Annotated in this window: 20 protein-coding genes and 1 tRNA gene; 11 read left to right on the top strand and 10 right to left on the bottom strand. The window is 27.8% G+C overall.

The features are described from left to right. Positions 1-25: 25 nt before the first annotated feature. From AC5SMR_RS00105 to AC5SMR_RS00095, 3 genes are all read right to left on the bottom strand, one after another. Positions 26-1,030, bottom strand: a complete 1,005-nt coding sequence (locus tag AC5SMR_RS00105) for a TAXI family TRAP transporter solute-binding subunit (protein WP_494576927.1) — start codon at positions 1,028-1,030, stop codon at positions 26-28. A 72-nt stretch (positions 1,031-1,102) separates the two neighbouring features. After that, complete coding sequence (locus AC5SMR_RS00100; protein ID WP_494576926.1) at positions 1,103-2,329, bottom strand: pyridoxal phosphate-dependent aminotransferase; 1,227 nt, start codon at positions 2,327-2,329, stop codon at positions 1,103-1,105. Beyond that, positions 2,330-4,291, bottom strand: a complete 1,962-nt coding sequence (locus AC5SMR_RS00095; RefSeq protein ID WP_494576925.1) for an acetoacetate--CoA ligase — start codon at positions 4,289-4,291, stop codon at positions 2,330-2,332. It lies immediately after the preceding gene. A gap of 174 nt (positions 4,292-4,465) precedes the next feature. On the opposite strand from AC5SMR_RS00095, the gene AC5SMR_RS00090 reads away from it, so the two are divergent. The 4 genes from AC5SMR_RS00090 to AC5SMR_RS00075 are packed head-to-tail and all read left to right on the top strand — an operon-like array spanning position 4,466 to position 8,550. Continuing rightward, the gene (locus AC5SMR_RS00090; protein WP_494576924.1) at positions 4,466-6,946 is read left to right on the top strand and encodes a helicase-related protein; all 2,481 of its coding nucleotides are present in this window, start codon (positions 4,466-4,468) and stop codon (positions 6,944-6,946) included. Further along, complete coding sequence (locus tag AC5SMR_RS00085) at positions 6,946-7,371, top strand: tellurite resistance TerB family protein (RefSeq protein WP_006997481.1); 426 nt, start codon at positions 6,946-6,948, stop codon at positions 7,369-7,371. The genes AC5SMR_RS00090 and AC5SMR_RS00085 overlap by 1 nt, the downstream gene beginning before the upstream one ends. Further along, positions 7,368-7,694 (top strand): ferredoxin FdxA, encoded by a 327-nt coding sequence (gene fdxA / locus AC5SMR_RS00080; RefSeq protein ID WP_006997482.1) that lies wholly within the window; start codon positions 7,368-7,370, stop codon positions 7,692-7,694. The genes AC5SMR_RS00085 and fdxA overlap by 4 nt, the downstream gene beginning before the upstream one ends. Further along, positions 7,636-8,550: a CarD family transcriptional regulator gene (locus tag AC5SMR_RS00075; RefSeq protein WP_494576923.1), complete on the top strand. Its 915-nt coding sequence runs from the start codon at positions 7,636-7,638 to the stop codon at positions 8,548-8,550. Before fdxA ends, AC5SMR_RS00075 begins: the two co-directional genes overlap by 59 nt. Positions 8,551-8,905: 355 nt before the next feature. Here AC5SMR_RS00075 and AC5SMR_RS00070 read toward each other — a convergent pair whose 3' ends face one another. Together AC5SMR_RS00070 and AC5SMR_RS00065 are read right to left on the bottom strand one after the other, a co-directional pair. Beyond that, positions 8,906-10,612 carry an AMP-dependent synthetase/ligase gene (locus AC5SMR_RS00070; protein WP_494576922.1) on the bottom strand — a complete coding sequence of 569 codons (1,707 nt, stop codon included), beginning with the start codon at positions 10,610-10,612 and terminating at the stop codon, positions 8,906-8,908. Positions 10,613-10,619: 7 nt separating this feature from the next. Further along, a tRNA-Leu gene (locus AC5SMR_RS00065) sits at positions 10,620-10,704 on the bottom strand. 68 nt (positions 10,705-10,772) lie between these two features. Here AC5SMR_RS00065 and AC5SMR_RS00060 point away from each other — a divergent pair. The 3 genes from AC5SMR_RS00060 to AC5SMR_RS00050 are packed head-to-tail and all read left to right on the top strand — an operon-like array spanning position 10,773 to position 12,373. Further along, on the top strand, positions 10,773-11,369 hold the full coding sequence (locus AC5SMR_RS00060) for a YqaA family protein (protein WP_494576921.1): 597 nt from the start codon (positions 10,773-10,775) through the stop codon (positions 11,367-11,369). Positions 11,370-11,376: 7 nt separating this feature from the next. Then, complete coding sequence (locus AC5SMR_RS00055) at positions 11,377-11,856, top strand: disulfide bond formation protein B (RefSeq protein WP_494576920.1); 480 nt, start codon at positions 11,377-11,379, stop codon at positions 11,854-11,856. Beyond that, on the top strand, positions 11,840-12,373 hold the full coding sequence (locus AC5SMR_RS00050) for a demethoxyubiquinone hydroxylase family protein (protein ID WP_006997488.1): 534 nt from the start codon (positions 11,840-11,842) through the stop codon (positions 12,371-12,373). The genes AC5SMR_RS00055 and AC5SMR_RS00050 overlap by 17 nt, the downstream gene beginning before the upstream one ends. Here AC5SMR_RS00050 and AC5SMR_RS00045 read toward each other — a convergent pair whose 3' ends face one another. Beyond that, a complete protein-coding gene (locus AC5SMR_RS00045; RefSeq protein WP_006997489.1) occupies positions 12,374-12,940 on the bottom strand; it encodes an HNH endonuclease in 567 nt (188 codons plus the stop codon). It lies immediately after the preceding gene. A 51-nt stretch (positions 12,941-12,991) separates the two neighbouring features. Continuing rightward, positions 12,992-13,648 carry an alpha/beta hydrolase gene (locus AC5SMR_RS00040; RefSeq protein ID WP_271480236.1) on the bottom strand — a complete coding sequence of 219 codons (657 nt, stop codon included), beginning with the start codon at positions 13,646-13,648 and terminating at the stop codon, positions 12,992-12,994. 50 nt (positions 13,649-13,698) lie between these two features. Here AC5SMR_RS00040 and AC5SMR_RS00035 point away from each other — a divergent pair, with 50 nt between their 5' ends. Further along, positions 13,699-13,902: a twin transmembrane helix small protein gene (locus AC5SMR_RS00035; protein ID WP_018413748.1), complete on the top strand. Its 204-nt coding sequence runs from the start codon at positions 13,699-13,701 to the stop codon at positions 13,900-13,902. Here AC5SMR_RS00035 and AC5SMR_RS00030 read toward each other — a convergent pair. Beyond that, positions 13,899-14,414, bottom strand: coding sequence for a TlpA family protein disulfide reductase (locus AC5SMR_RS00030; protein WP_494576919.1), 516 nt, complete (start codon positions 14,412-14,414; stop codon positions 13,899-13,901). The genes AC5SMR_RS00035 and AC5SMR_RS00030 overlap by 4 nt on opposite strands. Positions 14,415-14,438: 24 nt before the next feature. Here AC5SMR_RS00030 and argH point away from each other — a divergent pair, with 24 nt between their 5' ends. The 3 genes from argH (at position 14,439) to AC5SMR_RS00015 (ending at position 17,873) form a co-directional block, all read left to right on the top strand. Further along, positions 14,439-15,827: an argininosuccinate lyase gene (gene argH, locus AC5SMR_RS00025; RefSeq protein WP_484013970.1), complete on the top strand. Its 1,389-nt coding sequence runs from the start codon at positions 14,439-14,441 to the stop codon at positions 15,825-15,827. Positions 15,828-15,944: 117 nt separating this feature from the next. Further along, positions 15,945-17,159 (top strand): diaminopimelate decarboxylase, encoded by a 1,215-nt coding sequence (lysA, locus tag AC5SMR_RS00020; protein ID WP_271625606.1) that lies wholly within the window; start codon positions 15,945-15,947, stop codon positions 17,157-17,159. 12 nt (positions 17,160-17,171) lie between these two features. After that, entirely contained in the window at positions 17,172-17,873 is a 702-nt protein-coding gene (locus AC5SMR_RS00015; protein WP_494576918.1) for a lysophospholipid acyltransferase family protein, read from the top strand. Here AC5SMR_RS00015 and dnaN read toward each other — a convergent pair. Then, positions 17,870-18,982 (bottom strand): DNA polymerase III subunit beta, encoded by a 1,113-nt coding sequence (gene dnaN, locus AC5SMR_RS00010; protein WP_271480398.1) that lies wholly within the window; start codon positions 18,980-18,982, stop codon positions 17,870-17,872. The genes AC5SMR_RS00015 and dnaN overlap by 4 nt on opposite strands. Next, positions 18,972-20,384, bottom strand: coding sequence for a chromosomal replication initiator protein DnaA (gene dnaA, locus AC5SMR_RS00005; protein ID WP_271498742.1), 1,413 nt, complete (start codon positions 20,382-20,384; stop codon positions 18,972-18,974). The genes dnaN and dnaA overlap by 11 nt, the downstream gene beginning before the upstream one ends.

Here is a 20,384-nt window from a genome sequence, read left to right as displayed (position 1 = left end):
CTTTTAATTTAATTATGAATTTGGATTACATTAATCCAGCTTCTTTATAGTATCTTTTAGCACCTTCATGTAATGGAGCTGATAAACCATCAGCAATCATATCTTCTTTTTTAAGTGAAGAGAAAGCAGGATGTTGTTTTTTGAAATCATCAAAATTTTCAAATACTGCTTTTACTACTAGATAAACAAGGTCTGCTTCAACCATATTACTAGTTACCACAGTAGCTTTAACGCCAAAAGTAGTCGCATCCTTTTTTTGTCCTGTGTAAGTTCCTTTTGGAATTACAGCTTGCGCATAGTAATCAGCACCACTAATTAATGCCTTAACTTCAGGGCCTGTTAAATTGATAGGCGAAGCTTTAGCTGCACAAGTTGCTGCTTGCTCCATAGCTCCATTTGGAAATCCTACAGAATAACCAAAAGCATCAATTTTACCATCACACAAAGCTTTTACTTGCTCAGATGAAGTTAATTCAGTAGTTGATTTAAAGAAACTATTATCAACACCTTTTGCTTTCATAAGTTCTTCCATAGTTCCTCTTTGACCAGAACCTGGGTTACCAATATTTACAACTTTTCCTTTAAGACCAGCAAAATCTTTAATTTTTGCTTTTTTTCTAGCCCAAATTTGAAAAGGTTCGTTGTGAACTGAAAAAACAGCTCTTAATCCTTTGTACTGTTTTCCTTCCCATTTGCTTGATCCATTAACAGCATGATATTGCCAGTCAGACTGAGCTACACCAAATTGAAATTCACCTGCTGCGATTTGACCAATATTATAATTTGATCCACCAGTTGAAGGCGCAGTACATCTGTAAGCTTTATCTATACCTTTTTTTCTTCCGTGTTCTTTTGCTATTGCTGATTTATGAAGCATTTTGCAAATTGCGTTACCAGTTTGGAAATATACTCCAGTTGGTCCGCCTGTTCCTATCGTGAAGAACTCTGCAGATTTTGCAACACCAGTGAAAGATAAAGATGCAACAAAGATTAGTAGAGCACTTGATAGAGATGTTATCATTTTTTTCATATTCTCTCCTCTAAGTCGTTAATTTTATTAATTATATTAAACAGCAATTAAGGGGCTATGTATAGCTAGTATTTAGGTTGATGTTGACCATTTTTTTAACTTATCAACACCCTCTACTATTTTGGGAGCAAGTTTTAAAATTAAATTATCATCAATTTTTTTTTCATTTTGAGTATGATTCATAAAATTTTGACCATCAAAATCTGTAAAGCTTAATCTTGCTAACATTTTATTTTTCTCAAAACCAAAATCTGATCCTGGTAATAATGCTACACCTGTTTCCTTTAAGATATTGTCACACATTTCTGAGGATGAATTAAATTTTTTATTCAAAAATTCTGGCATAAGATAAAATCCACCTTGAGGTTTATTAATTAAAACTTTATTTGACTTTAAATTCTCATAAACATAGTTACCAACTGCTTTAAGAATATTTTTAGAACTATCAATATATTTACTATGATCACTTGTATAAGCAGTAATTGCAGCATATTGAATTGGTGCACTGACAGCAGAAAAGGTTTCACTAGCTAAAACGTTAATTGAATTTTTTAAAATATTTAAAGAGTCTGGAACTATAAAATAACCCAATCTCCACCCACCTGCACCACACCATTTGCTTAAGCCTGTGCTGATAATAGTTTTTTCAGGACAAAAACTTGAAATAGATTTGAACTCTTCATCAAAACTCAACTCAGAATAAATTTCATCTGATAGAATAATAAGATTATATTTTTTGGCAATCTCACTAATTTCTTCTAGATTTTTACAAATCTGTCCTGATGGATTATTTGGTGAATTCAAAAATAATAAATAGTTTTTATTTTTATCCTTTAAAATAACCTCTTCAATTTCAGATCTAGTAGGAAACCAATTATTTTCTCTTTTTGTTTGAATTGATTGAATTTTATTTCTTCCAAGAATTGCTTGGGGGGCATAAGAAACCCAACTTGGTGCTGGTAATATTATTTCTCCATCAAATAAAATGTGAAGTAAAAACATCAACTCTTTTGTGCCAGGGCCTATAATTACATTTTCAGGTTTGTAATTATAATCTTTTTTAACTGATGTATATTTTGCAACAGCATCTCTAAGCTCATTAAGACCTTGCATTGGTAAATATTTATTTTGATAGGCATTATCTTTTAACGCATTAACAATATCAGCTGGTATTTGGAATGGAGATTGGCCAAATCCAAATTTAAATACTTTTTCACCTTTATCTTCTAGTTTTTTAGAGATTTCATTAATTTTTAAAGTAGAGGATGGTTCTAAACCTTTAACTATATTTTTTAACATTTAATAATTTAATTCCTTTAAATTTTTATATTCATCTAAAACTCTTGGATTTGCTAGAGCTTCTTTATTTTTAATTTCATTTCCTTCTATTATATTTTTTACAGCTAGTTCAACTATTTTTCCATTTTTAGTTCTTGGAATGTCTTCAACTACTATAATTTTAGAGGGAACATGCCTTGGGGATGCATTTTTTCTAATTTGTGTTCTAATTTTTTTCAATAAATCTTCGTTCACCACGTGTCTAGAGTTTAAAACTATAAACAAAATTATTCTGACGTCATTATCCCATGCTTGACCAACAACAATCGACTCTTTGATTTCTAAAAACTTTTCTACTTCAGAATATATTTCAGCAGTTCCGAGTCTTACACCTCCAGGGTTAAGTGTCGTATCTGATCTGCCATGAATAATAAAGCCACCTCCTTTCTTTATCTCCGCATAATCACCGTGGTACCATGTGTTTAAAAAATTATTAAAATATGCTTTTTTAAATTTAATATCATTTTTATCATTCCAAAATTTTAAAGGCATTGATGGGAAGGGATTTTTGCAAACTAGCTCTCCTTTTTTATTTTTTAATGATTCACCCTTTTCATTAAAAACATCAACATTCATACCTAAGCCTTTATTTTGTATTTCACCCAAAATTACAGGCTGGTATAAGTTTCCCAAAACAAAACAAGAAACAATATCTGTGCCCCCAGAGATAGAAGATAAATGAACATTTTTTTTTATGTTCTCATATACATATTTAAATCCATCATTTGATAATGGAGATCCAGTAGAGCAAATTGTTCTTAATTTTGGTAATTTATAATTATATTTTAAAGTAGGCTTAGATTTACGAAGAGCATCAACATATTTTGCGCTAATACCAAATAAAGTAATTTTTTCTTTTTCAGCTATTTTTAATAGTAAATCATCTTTTTTATACATCGGCGATCCGTCAAATAAAACAATAGATGCTTTTGAAGCTAAGACACTAACTAGCCAGTTCCACATCATCCATCCACAGGTGGTAAAATAAAAAACATTATCCCCTTCTCTGATATCACAATGAAGCTGATGCTCTTTTTTATGCTGAAGCAAAACTCCTCCACTCCTATGACATATGCACTTTGGCTTTCCTGTGGTTCCACTTGAATATAAGATTACAAGATCTTGTTCAAAATCAAATTTAGAAAATTGAATCTCTTCAGATTCTTGTTTCATTAACTCACTCCATTTAAGTACTTTTGCTTTTTTAGATTTGTATTTATTTTCTAAGTATTTTTGTCCTGGATAATTAACAATGACGACATATTTGATAGAAGGTATCTCATTTAAAATTAGAGGAACTCTTTCTAAAGTATTTATTATTTTTCCATTATAAAAATACTTATCTACTACAAATAGAACTTTAGGGTTGATTTGTGAAAAACGTTCTACTACCCCTTTAACACCAAAATCTGGTGAGCATGAGGACCATATTGCTCCTAAAGAAGAAGAGGCTATAAATGCTTCAACTGCCTCAATAGAATTAGGCATGTATGCTGCAACCCTGTCTTTTTTTTTAATATTAATATTTTTTAAAAATTTAGATATTTTACTTACATTAAGGTTTAGTTCGTGCCAGCTTCTTTCTTCTCGAAAACTATTCTCACTAACGAATGTTATTGCTTTATCCTTATTATTTTTTGATAGTAAATTTTCAGCAAAGTTTAACTTTGAATTTGGTAAAAATTTATTTTTATAAAATATTTTTGATTTTTTAATCTTAATTTTGCTCTTATATCCCTTAACTCCAGAAAAATCCCAAATAGAACTCCAGAAATCACCTGGGTTTTTAATGCTCCATTTTAAAATACTTTCATATTTTTGATTAAATTTTTTATTGAATTTTTTTGAAATGAACTGCTCGTAACTCGATAAAAGAGATTTTTTTTTCTGCCAATTTGATGCTTCCCACAATTTTTTATTCATAACTTTGTTACAAAATACTAATACAGAATTGTTTTTTAATATGTTAAATTAAATGGTGTATAATGAGTAAATGAGAACTTTTACCCCTACGATTCGGTCATGTTTTAACCTATTTTTGTTCTCAAAGGACAACAATATGTGGTGGAGTAAAAATTTAAGGTACCATCAATAGAAATGTCTAAAAATAAAATTACAGCTGTTCTCGGTCCAACAAATACCGGTAAAACTTTCCTTGCAATAGAAACGATGCTTTCTTTTGATTCGGGAATGATTGGATTTCCATTACGTCTACTTGCACGAGAGGTATATGACAAAATTATAAAAAAAATAAGCTCTGATAAAGTTGCATTAATCACTGGTGAAGAGAAAATAATTCCTCCTAATGCTAAATATTTTCTTTGCACAGTAGAATCGATGCCAATCAATAAGCATTTAGATTTTGTGGGTATTGATGAAATACAAATGTGTGCAGATCATGAAAGAGGTCATATTTTTACTGATAGATTGTTAAATCTTCGTGGTGAAAAACTAACGATGTTCATGGGCTCTAGCACTATTAAAAATATAGTTAATAAATTGAATGAAGATACTGAGTTTATAAATAGAGAAAGACTTTCTAAACTTACCTATGTAGGGCATAAAAAAATTTCAAGAATAAATAGAAAAACTGCAATAATAGCTTTTTCAACTGAAGAAGTTTATGCAATTGCGGAACTTGTACGTAGACAAAAAGGTGGAGCAGCTATTGTTATGGGTTCTCTAAGTCCAAAAACAAGAAATGCTCAGGTTGAATTATATCAATCAGGAGATGTTGATTTCCTAGTTGCTACAGATGCAATTGGTATGGGAATTAATATGGATTTAGAAAATGTATATTTTTCAAACCTTAAAAAATTTGATGGTAAAAAATTAAGGCGTCTAAACATGTCTGAGATTGGGCAGATTTCTGGAAGGGCAGGTAGATATTTAAATGATGGTACTTTTGGAGTGACTGGAGACTGCAAAGATATTTCCGCTGAAGAAGTAGAATTACTTGAAAATCATAAATTTGAAGAAATTAGAATGTTATTTTGGAGAAATTCTAATTTAAATTTTAATAACGCTTTAAGTTTAATTAAATCACTTGAAGAAAAACCCAATAAAGATTGGTTAAGGAAAATACACGAGTGTGGAGATGAAAAAGTATTAAAATATTTTTTAAAAGATATGGAAGGTAACAAAATTGAAAACAATAGAGAAACACTTGAATTACTTTGGGAGTGTTGTCAAATTCCAGACTTTGTGAAAAAAACATATGGAAATCATATCGAGGTCGTTGGAAAAGTATTCAATTTTTTAAATAGTAATGATGGTAAAATTACCAATGATTATATGAGATTACAGTTAATGAAATTAGATAAACTAGAAGGAAATGTAGATTCTTTGTCAAATAGAATTGCAAATGTTAGAACTTGGTCATATGTTTCCAATAAAATTAATTGGGTTGAAAACCAAGATTATTGGATAGAAAAAACAAAACTATTAGAAGATAGATTATCAGATAGACTACATGAGGAGCTTACAAAAACTTTTATTGATAAACGAGCCAGTGTACTCGCAAGAGGCTTAAACCAAGATATGGATTTTAAAACTGAAATAATGGAAAATGATAAAGTAATAATTGATGAACAGTTTATTGGTGATTTGAAAGGTCTAAAATTTGAAATGGACTTAAAGGTTGGAGCTTTAGAAACTGACATTAAATCATTGAAAAAGGCAGCAAGACAGACTGTGGGGCCCGAGCTTCAAAAAAGAGTTCAGATAATCATAGAAACAGGTCTAATTGAATTAAAAGATGATTTTAAAATCTATTGGAAAAATTTTCCTATTGCAAAATTAGTAACTGGAAAAGATTATTTAAATCCAGATATACTTTTAATAGTAGATGATCTTTTAGATAATAATGACAAACAAAAATTATCAGAATTTATTGAAAAATGGGTTAATGAAAAAATTAATTTAATACTAAAAAGTTTAATTGATCTAAGAAATTTAAAAGAAAGTAACTCATCCATTAAAGCTTTAGCTTATCAATTGTATGAAAACAATGGTGTAGTTAAAAGAGAAATGGTTACCGAATACTTAAAAAAACTTGGACAAGATGAAAGAAAAATTTTAAGAGACTTGGGAGTAAAGTTTGGGCGTTATCATATTTTTTTATTCAAACTATTAAAGCCTGAAGCTGTTTCTTTAAGAACTTTACTATGGAAAAATTTTAACCAAAAATATTTTGAATTAACACCACCTACGTTTGGTTTAAATTTTTTAGATGACAAAAATAAAAGAAATAAAAAATTTATGCTTTTATGTGGATTTGAAAATTTTGATAATTATTTTGTTAGAATTGACATTCTAGAAAGATTATTTGTGCTAATTATTAACGCTAGCCCCGAAAAGGATAAAGAAATTAAACTAGTACCAGAGATGCTTAATTTATTAGGATGTAGTAAAGATAACTTTAAGAAATTGATTGAAAAAATGAATTATAAAACTTTAGAAAAAGACAATGATATGTATTTTAGATATAATCCAAAAAAACAAATTAAAAAAACTTTTAAAAAAATAGATACTTCAAACAGCCCATTTAAAGTATTGAAAAACTTAAATTTGAATTAATGATTAGCTTTTTTAAAAATAAAGAAAAAAATGAACCTCAGGATAACTCTTATTCTAAAATTGCTGCCTTGCTAATTCATGCAGCAAAAATAGATGAGGCTTATGAAAAAAAAGAAGAAGATATTATTAAAGAAACGCTTATTGATTTAGGCGCACCGGTCTCTGAGATAGATAAAATTATGTCTGAAGCAATAATTGTTGAAGATAACTCAAATCAAATATTAGATTTTACAAGAGAAGTAAAAAATGTTCCAGATTCTGATAAAATTAAAATAATTGAGTCATTATGGAAAATCATCTATTCAAACGATAGTGCTGACATTTATGAAACAAACTTAATGAGAAGACTCTCAGGTTTACTATATGTGGATGCCAAGACAATGGGAGACTTGAAGTTAAAAGTAAAAAGTGAATTGGGAAAATGACATACGTTGTAAATGATAAATGTATTAAGTGTAAACTAATGGACTGCGTTGAAGTCTGTCCTGTTGATTGCTTTTATGAAGGCAAAAATATGCTTGTAATTAAACCGGAGGAGTGTATAGATTGTGGCGTTTGCGAGCCAGAATGTCCAGTAGATGCGATAGTAGCAGATACTGAGTCTGGGAGCGAAAAATGGCTTGAACTAAATACAAAGTATTCTGAAATTTGGCCAAATATAACTATTAAAAAAGATCCTCCAGAGGATAATGAAAAATATAAAAATGAAGAAAACAAGTACGACAAATATTTTAGCGAAAATCTTTAAAAAAACTCCTGAGAAAAAAGTAAAAAAAAAAACTAAAGCAAAGGTAGCAAAAAAGCCTACGCTTCCTAAAGCTAAAGTTGTAAAAAAAAAAATTCCAGTTAAAAAAATTAAAACAATAAAAGCAACTCCAACTAAAATTAAAAAAAATTTAAAAACAGTCTCTAAAAAAGCTGTTCCAGAAAAAGTAGAAATTAAAACTGATAATTTAAGAATTTCAAAAAATAATGAAGTTAAGCCTGAAATTAAAAAGGTAAAAAAACAAGAAACAGAAAAAAGAGAATATAAGGTTAAAGATTACGTTGTTTATCCAAAACATGGCGTTGGCCAAATTACAGAGTTTAAAAAAATTAACATTGGTGGAATTGATGTTGAAACTTATGTTCTTAAATTTGAAAAAGACAAAGCCAATGGTATGGTTCCTGTAAATAAGCAATCTCATCTTAGACCTCTTGCATCAATAAATCAGGTCAATAAATGTATATCTATTTTAAAAAGCAAGCCAAAAATTAAAAGATCTATGTGGAGTAGAAGAGCACAGGAATATGAAGCAAAAATTTCTTCAGGCAAAATATATGAGCTTGCAGAAGTTGTTAGAGATTTAAATAAAGGTGACGACTTAATGGTTGATCAATCATACAGTGAAAGACAGTTGTTTGAAAAAGCTTATGAAAGAATTTTATCTGAATTTCAAATAGTGATGGGTGTATCATTAGAAGATACCCAGAAAAAATTAGATAAAGCTTTAAAGAGAAATTTGGAGGGCCAAGCAAAAGCTGTGGCTGCACCAACTAAGATTAAAGAACCTATCACAGAACCTGACACAGACTCAGAGCCAATTACCGATACTGAGGATTAAAAATTAGGGCAAAAAAAACGCCTCTCACACATAACGTTATGAGAAGCGTTTTTTGAAAAGTCTAAGATACTATCTTTTTCTTTTCTTCGCTTTTTTAGCTTTTTTAGCTTTTTTCTTAGTTTTCTTTTTAGCTTTTTTAGCTTTTTTTCTTGTAGCCATCTTTAGCTCCCTGTTTAAGTTAAACGAATCAAAGTGATTCGCTGTTAACTTATTTTTATTTTTTTATACAAGTGATGTCAATTCATTAATTAATTGGCAAATTACAAATTTATTTTTTAAAAAAAAGTTTTTTTTAATATTTTTGTTATGTAAAAAACATTAACGTTTATGCGGCTTATAATGTCTTTTATAAAAATTAATTAAAAAGTTTTTCAAACTCATTTTGATAAGTTTTTATAATTTTATATCTTTTTAATTTTAAAGTAGGGGTCATCATATTGTTTTCAATTGTAAATTGATTTTTAATTACAAAAAACTTTTTTATTTTTTCTATTTTACTTAAATTTTTATTTATTTTTTCTATTTCTATTTTAATTTCTTCATTCTTTATATTTTTATATTCTGAACTTAAAACAATTAAACAAACTAGATAAGGTTTATTGTCACCATAAACTAAACTTTGCTCTATGTAATTAGATTTATTTAAATCACTCTCTATTTTGATTGGAGAAATATTATCTCCACCTGGAGTTATAATTATATCTTTTTTTCTATCTGTTATTTTTAAAAACTCGCCATCAAACTCTCCAATGTCACCTGTAAATAACCATCCATTCTTTAAAACTTTATTTGTTTCTTCTTCATTATTCCAGTAACCCAACATCACATTTTCTCCTTTAACCAGAATCTCACCATCATTTGCAATTTTAACTAAATTTCCTCTAAATGGTTTGCCCACAGTTTCTACCTTGATTTCATTAATAGAATTACAGCTTACTACAGGAGATGTTTCGGTTAATCCATACCCTTGTAATGTTGGGAGACCAATTGCATTTAAAAAGCAACCCACTTCTTTGTCTAACGCTCCTCCTCCTGAAATAAATGCCTTTAAATTTCCACCAAATTGTTTTTTGATTTTCTTTCGTAGTAAAATATCACAAACAAAATTTATTAAACTTTCTATTAATGAAAATTGTACTCTATTTAATTTCTTATTTCCAAGTTTGATAGTTTGATTGATTAAGAATTTTTTTATTCCTGTAGCTTTACTAAAATTAGTATTTATTTTTTGATGTAAATTTTGATAAAATCTAGGAACTGCGGTCATTATCTCAGGTGAACAATTTCCCATATTTTGTATAAGTTTTTCTATACTCTCAGCATAGAATACCTGTGCTCCCACGACTATTTGAACAAATTGGACTGTATGTTCGTATGAATGAGAAAGGGGCAACCATGTCAAAAATTTAGGTTTTTTTGAGACAAACTCTTTTAATAAACCAAGGGCTCCCTCACAATTGTTTAAAATTCCACCATGGCTTAATACAACTCCTTTTGGATTTCCCTGGGTACCAGATGTATAAATTATACAAGCAACATCTTTTCTTTGAATTTTTAATTCAGAAAAATTTAAGGAATTAAAGTTTTTATTAGCAAAAATTTGATTAATACTTACATGAAGTTCTTGGTCAAATTCTTCAATTACATCAAAAAAAATAATTTTTTTTATAAATTTTTTTTTAGGTATAATATTTTTTACTTTTAAATACTGTGTCTTATCAGAAATGATTAAAACAGTTGGTGTACAATCATCAATTATATACTCATAGTCTCTTTCTACATAAGTTGTGTAAGCTGGAACTGTTATGCCCTCTGAAAGCATAATAGATAAATCTGATATCATCCACTCTGGTCTATTTTCTGATATTAACAAGCATCTATCACCTTTTTTTATATATCTTGATATTTCCTCAGAAAGTTTAATGACATTTGAATACACATCTTCCCAAGAATATTTTTTTTCAACTTCTTTTAAGGACTGTAAAAACACACTTGTTTTATCTTGTGTAAGATACTGTTTATAAAATAGTTCTAATAAATTATTAATTTTGTTTATTTCCATAAAATATTGGTGGGCGAAGAGAGAATCGAACTCTCACTTCTTGCGAAACACGATTTTGAGTCGTGCGCGTCTACCAGTTCCGCCATTCGCCCTTTGTTTTCCTTATTATAACTATAAAATTAAATAGTATAAGAACATAATTTATATTAAAAACAAAAAAATGCTTAATGAATTATATCAAAAAACTTTAAAACTTGCTGCCCACAAGAAGTCAAATACTTATCTTGCAATTTTATCTTTTACTGAAAGTTCTTTTTTTCCAATCCCACCTGACGTTATGATTGCTCCAATGGTTATTGCAAAAAAAAATGATTACTTAAAAATTTTTTTAATAGCTACTTTATTTTCTTCACTTGGAGGTATCCTTGGATATTTCATTGGATCTTATTTTTTTGATCTTGGAATGATTGTAGTAGAATTTTATAATTATGAAGAAAAGGTAATTAATCTTAAAAATAGCTTATCTGAGGGAAGTGGTCTTTATGTGTGGCTTGTTACATTATTTCTTGCTGGGTTTACGCCTTTGCCCTTTAAAGTATTCACAATAACAAGTGGTATGATTGGTTTTAATTTGCCTATATTTTTCATTATTTGTCTATTTTCTAGAGGGTTAAGATTTTTTATCGTCTCATACCTATCATATAAATTTGGTGATATTTTTAGCAAGTTTATGAAAACTGATGCTGCAAAATGGTTTACAATTTTAGGTATTATAATTGTATTAATTTTTACCCTAATATATTTTGCAATTAAATAACACAAACATGATTAACCGAAAAACTACACTTCATCTTATATTGTTATTCAGTATTTTTGCTCTTTTAACAGCCTATTTTATTGAACATATTTTGGGTCATCAACCGTGCAATCTTTGTTTAATTGAAAGAATACCTTACGTTGTTTCAATAGTTATAATTTTACTTTTTATTTTTATTCAAAAGTTTGAAAGATTTTTTTTAATAATTTTAAGTATTACATTTATTATAGCATTCACTATTTCGTTCTATCATTTTGGAATAGAGCAAGGCTTTATAAAAGAGTCTTTAGTTTGTGACCTAAATTCTAATAACGCAGATTTGACTAAAGAAGCTCTTCTAAATCAGCTAAAAGAGGTTACAGTTAGCTGTAAAGATGCAACGTTTAAAATTTTAGGATTATCTCTTGCTACAATAAATATTTTTATCTCTTTAATAATCACAACTATAACTATAAAACTTTTCTTAACTTATGAAAAAAACAAATAAAGAAAAAGTAAAAGAATTTATTCGAGTTGATCACGCAGGTGAACGAGGTGCAATAAAGATTTATGAAGGCCAATTACTAGCTCTAAATACGTTTGTTAAAGATGAAAACCTTAAAAAGAAAATTGAAGAAATGAAAATTCACGAAAAAGAACACTGTGAATATTTTGAAAATGAAATTAAAAAAAGAAATATAAAACCTACAAAGTTTTTACCTTTATGGGATTTGCTTGGTGTAGGACTTGGTTTTGGCTCAACAATGCTGGGGAAAAAAGCTGCTATGCTATGCACTGCCTCAGTGGAAGAAGTAATTGACGAACATTATCTAAATCAAATTAATGAATTAGAAAATGATGAGAAAAAATTAAAAGAAAAAATAATTAAATTTAGAGAAGATGAGCTGCACCATAAAGATATAGCCTATAAAGAAGGTGCAACTAAAAAAGGAATGTATTCTATTCTGGATAAATTAATTAAAACTGGATCAAAAATTGCTATTAATATTTCTGAGAAAATTTAATTAAGCTTCTAACTCAACATCCCAATACAAATAATCCATCCAGCTCTTGTGTAGGAAATTTGGTGGGAAATTTTTACCATTTTTATGTAGGTCTTCTGTAGATGGCTGATATGGCTTTTGATTTAAGCTCATATCCAAATTTTTTAATAACCTTCCACCTTTTTTTACATTGCATGAAGAACAAGCAGTTACAACATTATCCCAGTTGGTTTGTCCACCTTTGGATCTTGGAAGTAAATGATCAAAAGTAAGATCTTCACCACTTCCACAGTATTGACATGAAAATTTATCTCTTAAAAAAACATTAAATCTTGTGAAGCTAGGATTAGACTGTGGTTTTATAAAACTTTTTAATGCAATAACACTTGGTAATCTCATATTAAACGATGGGCTCCTAATAACTCTGTCATAATTACTAACTATAACAACTCTATCCAAAAAAACAGATTTTATAGAATCTTGCCAGCTCCATAAAGACAATGGATAATAACTTAAAGGCCTATAATCTGCATTTAACACTAGCGCAGGACATTTTTCTAAAGACAAATTCTGATCGTTAAAAATCATTATAAAAAACTCTAACTGAAAAAAAATAATTTATCAATAAATAGAATTTAATTATATTTGAAAGTTATTTTTAATATAATTTAAAGCCGCGCTTGATGCCTCAATAGGAATATGATGTTCACAATTCTTTATCATTTTGGTTTCAATTTCAATATTATTTCTAATTAGGAAATCTTTTGCCTCTAATAAAAATGTTGGTGACACAACTGCGTCTTGATCACCATGTATCAATAGCATTTTAGTAGAAGAAGATTTTCTCATACTAAGATCATCTTGATTAATTATCTTACCAGAAAAACCAACAATACAATTATAATTTTGATTGCTAGTTAAACCTAAATTAATAGACATCATGCATCCTTGACTAAATCCTGATAAGCAAATTTGAGAATTATTAAGATTATATTCACTTTTAACTTCTTCAATATATTTTTGGAGTTTATTTTCTGCTTTTTTAGATTCTTCTAGAATATAACTTGGATCATCTTTAGTTAAATCAAACCATTGAAAACCTGCTGGGTTAATTTTACATTCTTCATGACCATCTGGACATAAAAAAATAGTATTAGGCAAAAATCTTTTCCAATTTAAGGTCAACATACTTATGTCTTTCCCATCACCCCCATAACCGTGCAGTAAAATAATAGCATTTTTAATTGGTATATCTTTTTCTGGCTTAATAATTGTAGTTGATAGACAAAGTGTCATAGATGTTTTTATTATGTTTTTTTTATTAAAAATTATTCTACAATAGTTTCATGATAACAGGAACATTAGTTAAAATTTTAGGTATTGTGCTTTTAATAGTTGTAGCAGTCGTCTTGATCTTAGGAATTGGAACTTTGTTCAAAGGTGGCGAAACTAGCAAAAAATATTCGAATAAACTGATGCAGCTAAGAGTGTTGCTGCAATTCATTGCTATAGTAGCATTGGTTAGTTTTGCTTATTTCTTTAAAGATTAATCGTATTGTTTTAGCCAATTAATAAAATCCAAATTATTAAAATCAATAGATCCCATAATACGCCCAAACTCTTCACCTTTTTTATTAAATAAAATAGTTGTAGGAACTCCCCTTAAAGAAAATTTTTTAGCCAAAGTAATTGGCGCATCAAAATATATCTCTAGATTTTGAATATTTAGTTCTCTAAAAAAAGAATCTGATTTAGAGAAATTTTCCTGGCCAATATTAATAGGAAAAATTTTTAAGTTATCAAAATTACTATTTGACTGTAAGTCATCTAGAGATGGCATCTCCTCTCTGCAAGGAGCACACCAAGTAGCCCAAAAATTCAATATTAACAATTTTCCTTTAAAATCATCTAAATTTACATCATAATTATTTGAGTCTTTAAAAACTACTCCCTCATATATTTTTGTATTTTTTAATAAAACTAAATTTTTTATATTAGGTTTTTCTAGTGCATAACTAATGTTGCTAGTTATTAGGTAGATAAATATTAATAATAATTTCATGCTAAATATGTATAATTAATTATCATGGTAAAAAATAAAAACAATATGGCAATATGGGGATCAAGAATAAAGAAAGATGCCTCAACTTTGTTTCAAAAAGTTGGTAATTCAATAGATATTGATAAAAAGCTTTTTCAAGAAGATATTTTAGGATCAATCGCACATGTTGAGATGTTATTTAGACAAAAAATTATTTCTTTTAAAATTAAGAATAAGATAATTTTTGGACTTAATAAAATTGAGAAAGAAATTTTAAAAAATAAATTTGAATATAATAAAAAATATGAAGATATTCATATGAATATTGAAAAAAGATTATTTCAAATTATAGGAGAAGAGGCTGGATATGTTCACACGGCTAGATCTAGAAATGATCAGGTAATTACTGATTTTAAAATGTGGACGACTTCAGCAACTAAAGAAATTAATAAGAATTTAGACAATATTATTAAAACCATTCTCAAAATTTCAGAAAAAAATATTGAAACCATAATGCCTGGGTTTACTCATTTAAAAAATGCACAAGCTGTATCTTTTGCGCATTATTTAATGTCTTATGTAGAAATGTTTAATAGGGACAAAAAAAGATTTACCTATAATTTAGAAAGTTTATCAGAAAATCCTTTGGGTGTTGCCGCTTTAACAGGTACTTCTTTTAATATTGACAGAAATTTTACTTCAAAAAAACTAGGCTTTAAAAGACCAACAAATAATTCAATTGATACTGTTGCAGATAGAGATTTTGTTCTAGATTTTTTATATAGCGCTTCTGTTTGTTCAATGCATATTTCAAGAATTGCTGAAGAGCTTATTATTTGGAACTCTGATGGATTCAACTTAATTGCACTTTCAGATAAAGTGGTAACTGGTTCTTCGATAATGCCTCAAAAGAAGAATCCTGATTTGTTAGAATACTTAAGAGGGAAAACTGGAATGGTTTATGGAAATTTATTTTCAATGCTGACAATTCTTAAAGGACTTCCCATATCTTATTTTAAAGATCTTCAAGATGACAAAGAAATACTCTTCAAATCTAATGAAATCCTTAATAATAGTATTGCTATTCTTAATGAGGTTTTAAAAAATCTAAAGCCTAATAAACAACAAATGTTAGACCTTGCTAACTCAGGCTATATTACGGCTACTGACTTAGCTGACTATCTTGTTAAAAATCATTCAATGCCATTTAGAAAAGCGTATCAAACTACAGCTTCTATTGTGAATTATGCAGAGAAAAAAAAGAAAAAATTGAATGAATTAAATATTGACGAACTAAAGAAAATTGAACCAAGGCTCACAATTGAAGTTTTAAAGATATTTAATGTGAAAAACTCTGTTAACTCTAAAAAATCTTATGGTGGAACGTCTTTTGATAATATCAAAAAAATGATAATGAAATATAAAAAGACTTAAAATGATAAAAAAACTAATTTTAATTTTTATAATTTGTTCTTTCTTGTTTTCATGTGGAAAAAAAGGAGATCCTCAATATGAGGGGAATGAAATGGTTTTTCCAAAGTCAGTAGATTGATGAAATATATAAATAAAAACTTAACAATTGAAAAAGTTAATGTTCAAAAAATAGCAAAAAAGTTTGGTACACCAACTTATTGTTATTCACACAAACGGCTAACAGAAAATATAAAAAATTTTAAAAAAAATTTTAGCTCTTTTTCTCCATTGATTTGTTTTGCTGTCAAATCCAATACTAATGTAAATCTGATAAGAGAAATTAGAAAATTAGGGCTAGGTGCTGATGTTGTTTCAATGGGTGAGTTAATGATGGCTCTAAAAGCAGGTATAGACCCAAAAAAAATTGTTTTTTCGGGCGTGGGTAAAACTTCAAAAGAAATAAGTTATGCAATTGATAAAAAAATTTTATTAATAAATGCTGAGTCTAAAAGTGAAATTATTGAAATTGAAAAAATTGCAAAATCAAAAAAAAAAATAGTTAATATAGGTATTAGACTTAATCCCAATACAGATGCTAAGACATTAAAACAAATTTCAACTGGAAAAAAAGAAAATAAATTTGGTGTAGATGAAAAAACTTTTTTTGAATTAGTAAATTTTACAAATCATTCTAAAAATATTAACCTTAAATGCTTAAGTGTTCATATTGGTAGTCAAATTTTAGATCACAAACCATATGAAAAAATGCTCAATGTAGTGAATAAAATAATAAAAAAAAGTGGTCATATCTTTGAATTTATTGATCTAGGTGGGGGCATGGGTATTTCTTATGAAAAAAATAGTAAAAAACTTAACTATCAAAAATATAACATTGCTATACAAAAATTTTTAAAGGACCAAAAAACAAAAATAATATTTGAACCTGGTCGATCTATAGTTGGTAATATTGGATTTTTAATTTCTCAAGTTATTTATATAAAGGAAAATACTAAAAAAGATTTCATCATATTAGATGCTGCAATGAATGATCTTATGAGACCTGCATTATATGGTGCAAATCACCAAACTATACCTGTAGTAAAAAATAATAGAATTTCAAACAAAACTTATGAATTTGTAGGACCAATTTGTGAAAGTACAGACAAATTTACAACTATAAAAGGTTTTCAGAAATTAAAAGAAAAAGATCTTGTGATAATGTGTGATGTTGGAGCTTATGGAATGTCACTAAGCTCAAATTACAATGTAAGACCAAAACCAGCAGAATTAATAATTAAAGGATCAAAGATTAATATTATTAAAAAAAGACAAAAACTAAAAGATTTGATTTAGTTTTTGATTAATATGATAAGAAATTTTTTATTTTCATTATTTTTTTTCTTAGGAATAGTTTTAATTTCCATAATTTTCTTGCCAGCAATTTTACTACCAAAAAAAATAGTTTTATTTGGTGGAAAAATTATGGGCTTTTGGACTTCTTTATGTTTAAAAATATTTTTATCAACAAAGATAATCATTAAAGGTAGGGAAAACATAATTAGAGGAAAAAAATTTTTTATAGCTGCTTCACACCAGTCAATGTTTGAAACCTTTTTTTTACAAACTATTTTTAATTCTCCTGTTTTTATTTTAAAAAAAGAATTGCTAATGATTCCTATATTTGGCTGGTATTTAAAAAAAATAGGGTCAATTTCAATTAAAAGAAATAAAATTTCTAAAGAAAACTTAGGTTTTTTCGATGATATTTCTAAACAAGTGAAATTATCTGAAAGACCTTTAATAATTTTTCCACAAGGAACAAGACTTTCTACAGAAGATAGAACTCCTTTTAAAAAAGGATCTGGTAGAATTTATGAAGAATTAAATATTCCATGCCAACCAATCGCAATCAATTCTGGTAATACCTGGCCAAAACATGGTTGGAAAAAAATTAATACCACTCTAACTGTTTCAATTTTAAAACCTATTGAACCTGGACTAAGCAAGGAAATTTTTACAAATGAATTGGAAAAAACTATTTATACTGAACTTGATACTTTAAGCTAGCCTTTCATAGGCATTACAACAAATATACTGTCAAAATCGCCTGGATCTTTAATTAATGCCGGAGACCCAGTATCATTGAAAAAAATTTCAATCTTATCTCCATCAAGTTGTGCTGCTACATCAATTAAATATCTAGAATTAAAACTTATTTCTAGATCATGATCAAACTTTACAGTTAAACTTTCTTTTCCATCACCACTATTTGTGTTGTTAACTGATAAGTTTAAAACGTCTTTTGACAAATTAAATTTAACTCCATCTTTTTTATCTAATGAAACTGAAGCAACTCGATCAACAGAGTCTAAAAATAATTTTAAATCTATTTCTAACTTCTTTTGATTATTCTTAGGTATTACCTGAATATAATTTGGAAATTTTCCATCAATTAACTTAGATATTAATATACTATTATTTAATTCAAATTTTATTTTAGATTTAATATTTGAAATTTTAACATCACCATCATAACTTTCTAACAATGAGCATAGTTGAAAAATTGTTTTTTTAGGAAGTATTATTGGTTCAAAATCTACTTGCTGGTCTAATCTTATTTTTGAAATAGACATTCTATGACTGTCTGTAGCTGCTGCTGTTAAAAAATTTTTATCTTCAGTTTGTGTTTGATGAAAAAAAATTCCACTTAAATAGTGTCTTGTTTCATCATTTGAAACTGAAAATTTACATTTATTCAATAATTTCAATAATTGTTTTGATTTTATAGAAAATTCATTTTGATTAAAGTTTTCATCTGTTAGTGGAAACTCAGATGCACTAATACAATTTAAATTAAAAACAGACTTTTCAGACTCAACTTGAAGTTTGCTAACGTCTGTTAAAGATAAATTAATTTTTTTTCCTGACGAAAATTTTCTTATGATGTCATACATAATAGATGACGTGGTAGTTGTGTTTCCTTCTTCTATAACTTCTACATTGTTAATTTGATGAATAAATATTAAATCTAAATCTGTTGCTGTAATTGTTAGGTTAGAATTACTCGCATTTAATAAAACATTTGACAAAATAGGGAGTGTGCTTCTTTTTTCAATTACGCCTTGGCAATAATTAAGTGCTTGTTGCAGATCTTGTTGATTAACGTTAAATTTCATTTTCTTTATTATACAATATCTGATTTTTTAGATTATTAATATTGTTTGTCATTTCTGGATCTTTTTCCTTCAATTTTTCAATGGTTTTAACAGAATGAATGATTGTTGTATGATCTCTATTAGAAAATTCTCTTCCAATTTCAGGTAATGACTTAGATGTCAAAATTTTTGTTAAATATATTGCTGTTTGTCTTGGTCTTACAAGATATCTAGATCTTCTTGAAGAAAGCATCTCACTTTTACTAATTTTGAAGAACTTACATACGGTTGATTGTATTAAATCTATTGTTACTTTGTTTTCTCCAATATTTAATAGATCTTTTAAAACTACTTTAACCTCTGATAAATTTGGAACTTTGTTGTAAATTCTTGAAAAAGAAACAACTCTATTAATTGCTCCTACTAACTCTCTAATACTTGTGGTTATTTCTGTGCTTATAAATTTTTGTATTTCTTCTGAAATATTTACTTGATTTGAGTAAAAAATGTTTAGTTCCTCTGTTTTTTGTTTAACAATTTTACTTCTAAGTTCATAGTCAGGTTTTTGTATATCTACAACAAGACCTCCAGCAAATCTTGATTTAATTCTATCTTGGATTCTTGATAATTTGTTCGGAGCTCTATCGGCAGAGATTATAACTTGTGAGCCTTTATCTAATAGTGCATTAAACGTATGAAAAAACTCTTCTTGCATTGCTTCTTTACCATTCATGAATTGAATATCGTCTATCAATAATATGTCGGTATTTCTAAAATACTCTTTAAACTTCACCATATCATTAGATTTAATTGATTTTACAAACTGATACATAAATCTCTCAGCAGAAATAAACATAACTTTGTTTTTTTCTTTTAATGAAAGACCAATTGAATTTAATAAATGTGTTTTTCCCATTCCAACTCCTCCATAAATATAAAGTGGATTATAATGAGAAATATTTTCTGAAACTTTCATGGATGCTTCATAGGCAAGTTTATTACTTGTTCCTGTTATAAAATTATCAAATCTTTTATTTGGGTCTATTCTGTTATATTGCAAGTATGTATCTTTAATGAATGATACGTTTTCATTATTTTCATTTTTAGTAAAATTATTTTCTATCTCATTTTCAGAATTTTTTTCAATAATCTTAAACTCTATTCTTGTTAAATCTTTCTTATACGTTTTTACTATTTGCAAAATTTGGTCTAAATATCTTGAAGTAATCCAGTCTCGAATAAATCTAGTAGAAACCGAAAGTAAGACATAGCTATTCATCTCTTCAACAAAGTCTATCTTTCTAAGCCAGCTTTCATATATATCGCTACCTAGCTTATTTTTCATATCCTTTTGAATTACAGCCCAATCTAAAGCTTCAGATGAAACATCTTTTGTACTTTGTGTTGTGTTGTTGCTTGTCAT

Source organism: Candidatus Pelagibacter sp. PS_28 (assembly GCF_059417885.1).
The sequence above is the reverse complement of the archived record's forward strand: the minus strand, read 5'-3'. Positions and strand labels throughout refer to the sequence as shown.

Excerpts from the sequence above, each read along its gene's own strand:
- AC5SMR_RS00105 (WP_494576927.1), bottom strand. The coding sequence starts at position 1,030 with ATGAAAAAAATGATAACATCTCTATCAAGTGCTCTACTAATCTTTGTT.
- AC5SMR_RS00100 (WP_494576926.1), bottom strand. The coding sequence starts at position 2,329 with ATGTTAAAAAATATAGTTAAAGGTTTAGAACCATCCTCTACTTTAAAA.
- AC5SMR_RS00095 (WP_494576925.1), bottom strand. The coding sequence starts at position 4,291 with ATGAATAAAAAATTGTGGGAAGCATCAAATTGGCAGAAAAAAAAATCT.
- AC5SMR_RS00090 (WP_494576924.1), top strand. The coding sequence starts at position 4,466 with ATGTCTAAAAATAAAATTACAGCTGTTCTCGGTCCAACAAATACCGGT.
- AC5SMR_RS00085 (WP_006997481.1), top strand. The coding sequence starts at position 6,946 with ATGATTAGCTTTTTTAAAAATAAAGAAAAAAATGAACCTCAGGATAAC.
- fdxA (WP_006997482.1), top strand. The coding sequence starts at position 7,368 with ATGACATACGTTGTAAATGATAAATGTATTAAGTGTAAACTAATGGAC.
- AC5SMR_RS00075 (WP_494576923.1), top strand. The coding sequence starts at position 7,636 with ATGAAAAATATAAAAATGAAGAAAACAAGTACGACAAATATTTTAGCG.
- AC5SMR_RS00070 (WP_494576922.1), bottom strand. The coding sequence starts at position 10,612 with ATGGAAATAAACAAAATTAATAATTTATTAGAACTATTTTATAAACAG.
- AC5SMR_RS00060 (WP_494576921.1), top strand. The coding sequence starts at position 10,773 with ATGCTTAATGAATTATATCAAAAAACTTTAAAACTTGCTGCCCACAAG.
- AC5SMR_RS00055 (WP_494576920.1), top strand. The coding sequence starts at position 11,377 with ATGATTAACCGAAAAACTACACTTCATCTTATATTGTTATTCAGTATT.
- AC5SMR_RS00050 (WP_006997488.1), top strand. The coding sequence starts at position 11,840 with ATGAAAAAAACAAATAAAGAAAAAGTAAAAGAATTTATTCGAGTTGAT.
- AC5SMR_RS00045 (WP_006997489.1), bottom strand. The coding sequence starts at position 12,940 with ATGATTTTTAACGATCAGAATTTGTCTTTAGAAAAATGTCCTGCGCTA.
- AC5SMR_RS00040 (WP_271480236.1), bottom strand. The coding sequence starts at position 13,648 with ATGACACTTTGTCTATCAACTACAATTATTAAGCCAGAAAAAGATATA.
- AC5SMR_RS00035 (WP_018413748.1), top strand. The coding sequence starts at position 13,699 with ATGATAACAGGAACATTAGTTAAAATTTTAGGTATTGTGCTTTTAATA.
- AC5SMR_RS00030 (WP_494576919.1), bottom strand. The coding sequence starts at position 14,414 with ATGAAATTATTATTAATATTTATCTACCTAATAACTAGCAACATTAGT.
- argH (WP_484013970.1), top strand. The coding sequence starts at position 14,439 with ATGGTAAAAAATAAAAACAATATGGCAATATGGGGATCAAGAATAAAG.
- lysA (WP_271625606.1), top strand. The coding sequence starts at position 15,945 with ATGAAATATATAAATAAAAACTTAACAATTGAAAAAGTTAATGTTCAA.
- AC5SMR_RS00015 (WP_494576918.1), top strand. The coding sequence starts at position 17,172 with ATGATAAGAAATTTTTTATTTTCATTATTTTTTTTCTTAGGAATAGTT.
- dnaN (WP_271480398.1), bottom strand. The coding sequence starts at position 18,982 with ATGAAATTTAACGTTAATCAACAAGATCTGCAACAAGCACTTAATTAT.
- dnaA (WP_271498742.1), bottom strand. The coding sequence starts at position 20,384 with ATGACAAGCAACAACACAACACAAAGTACAAAAGATGTTTCATCTGAA.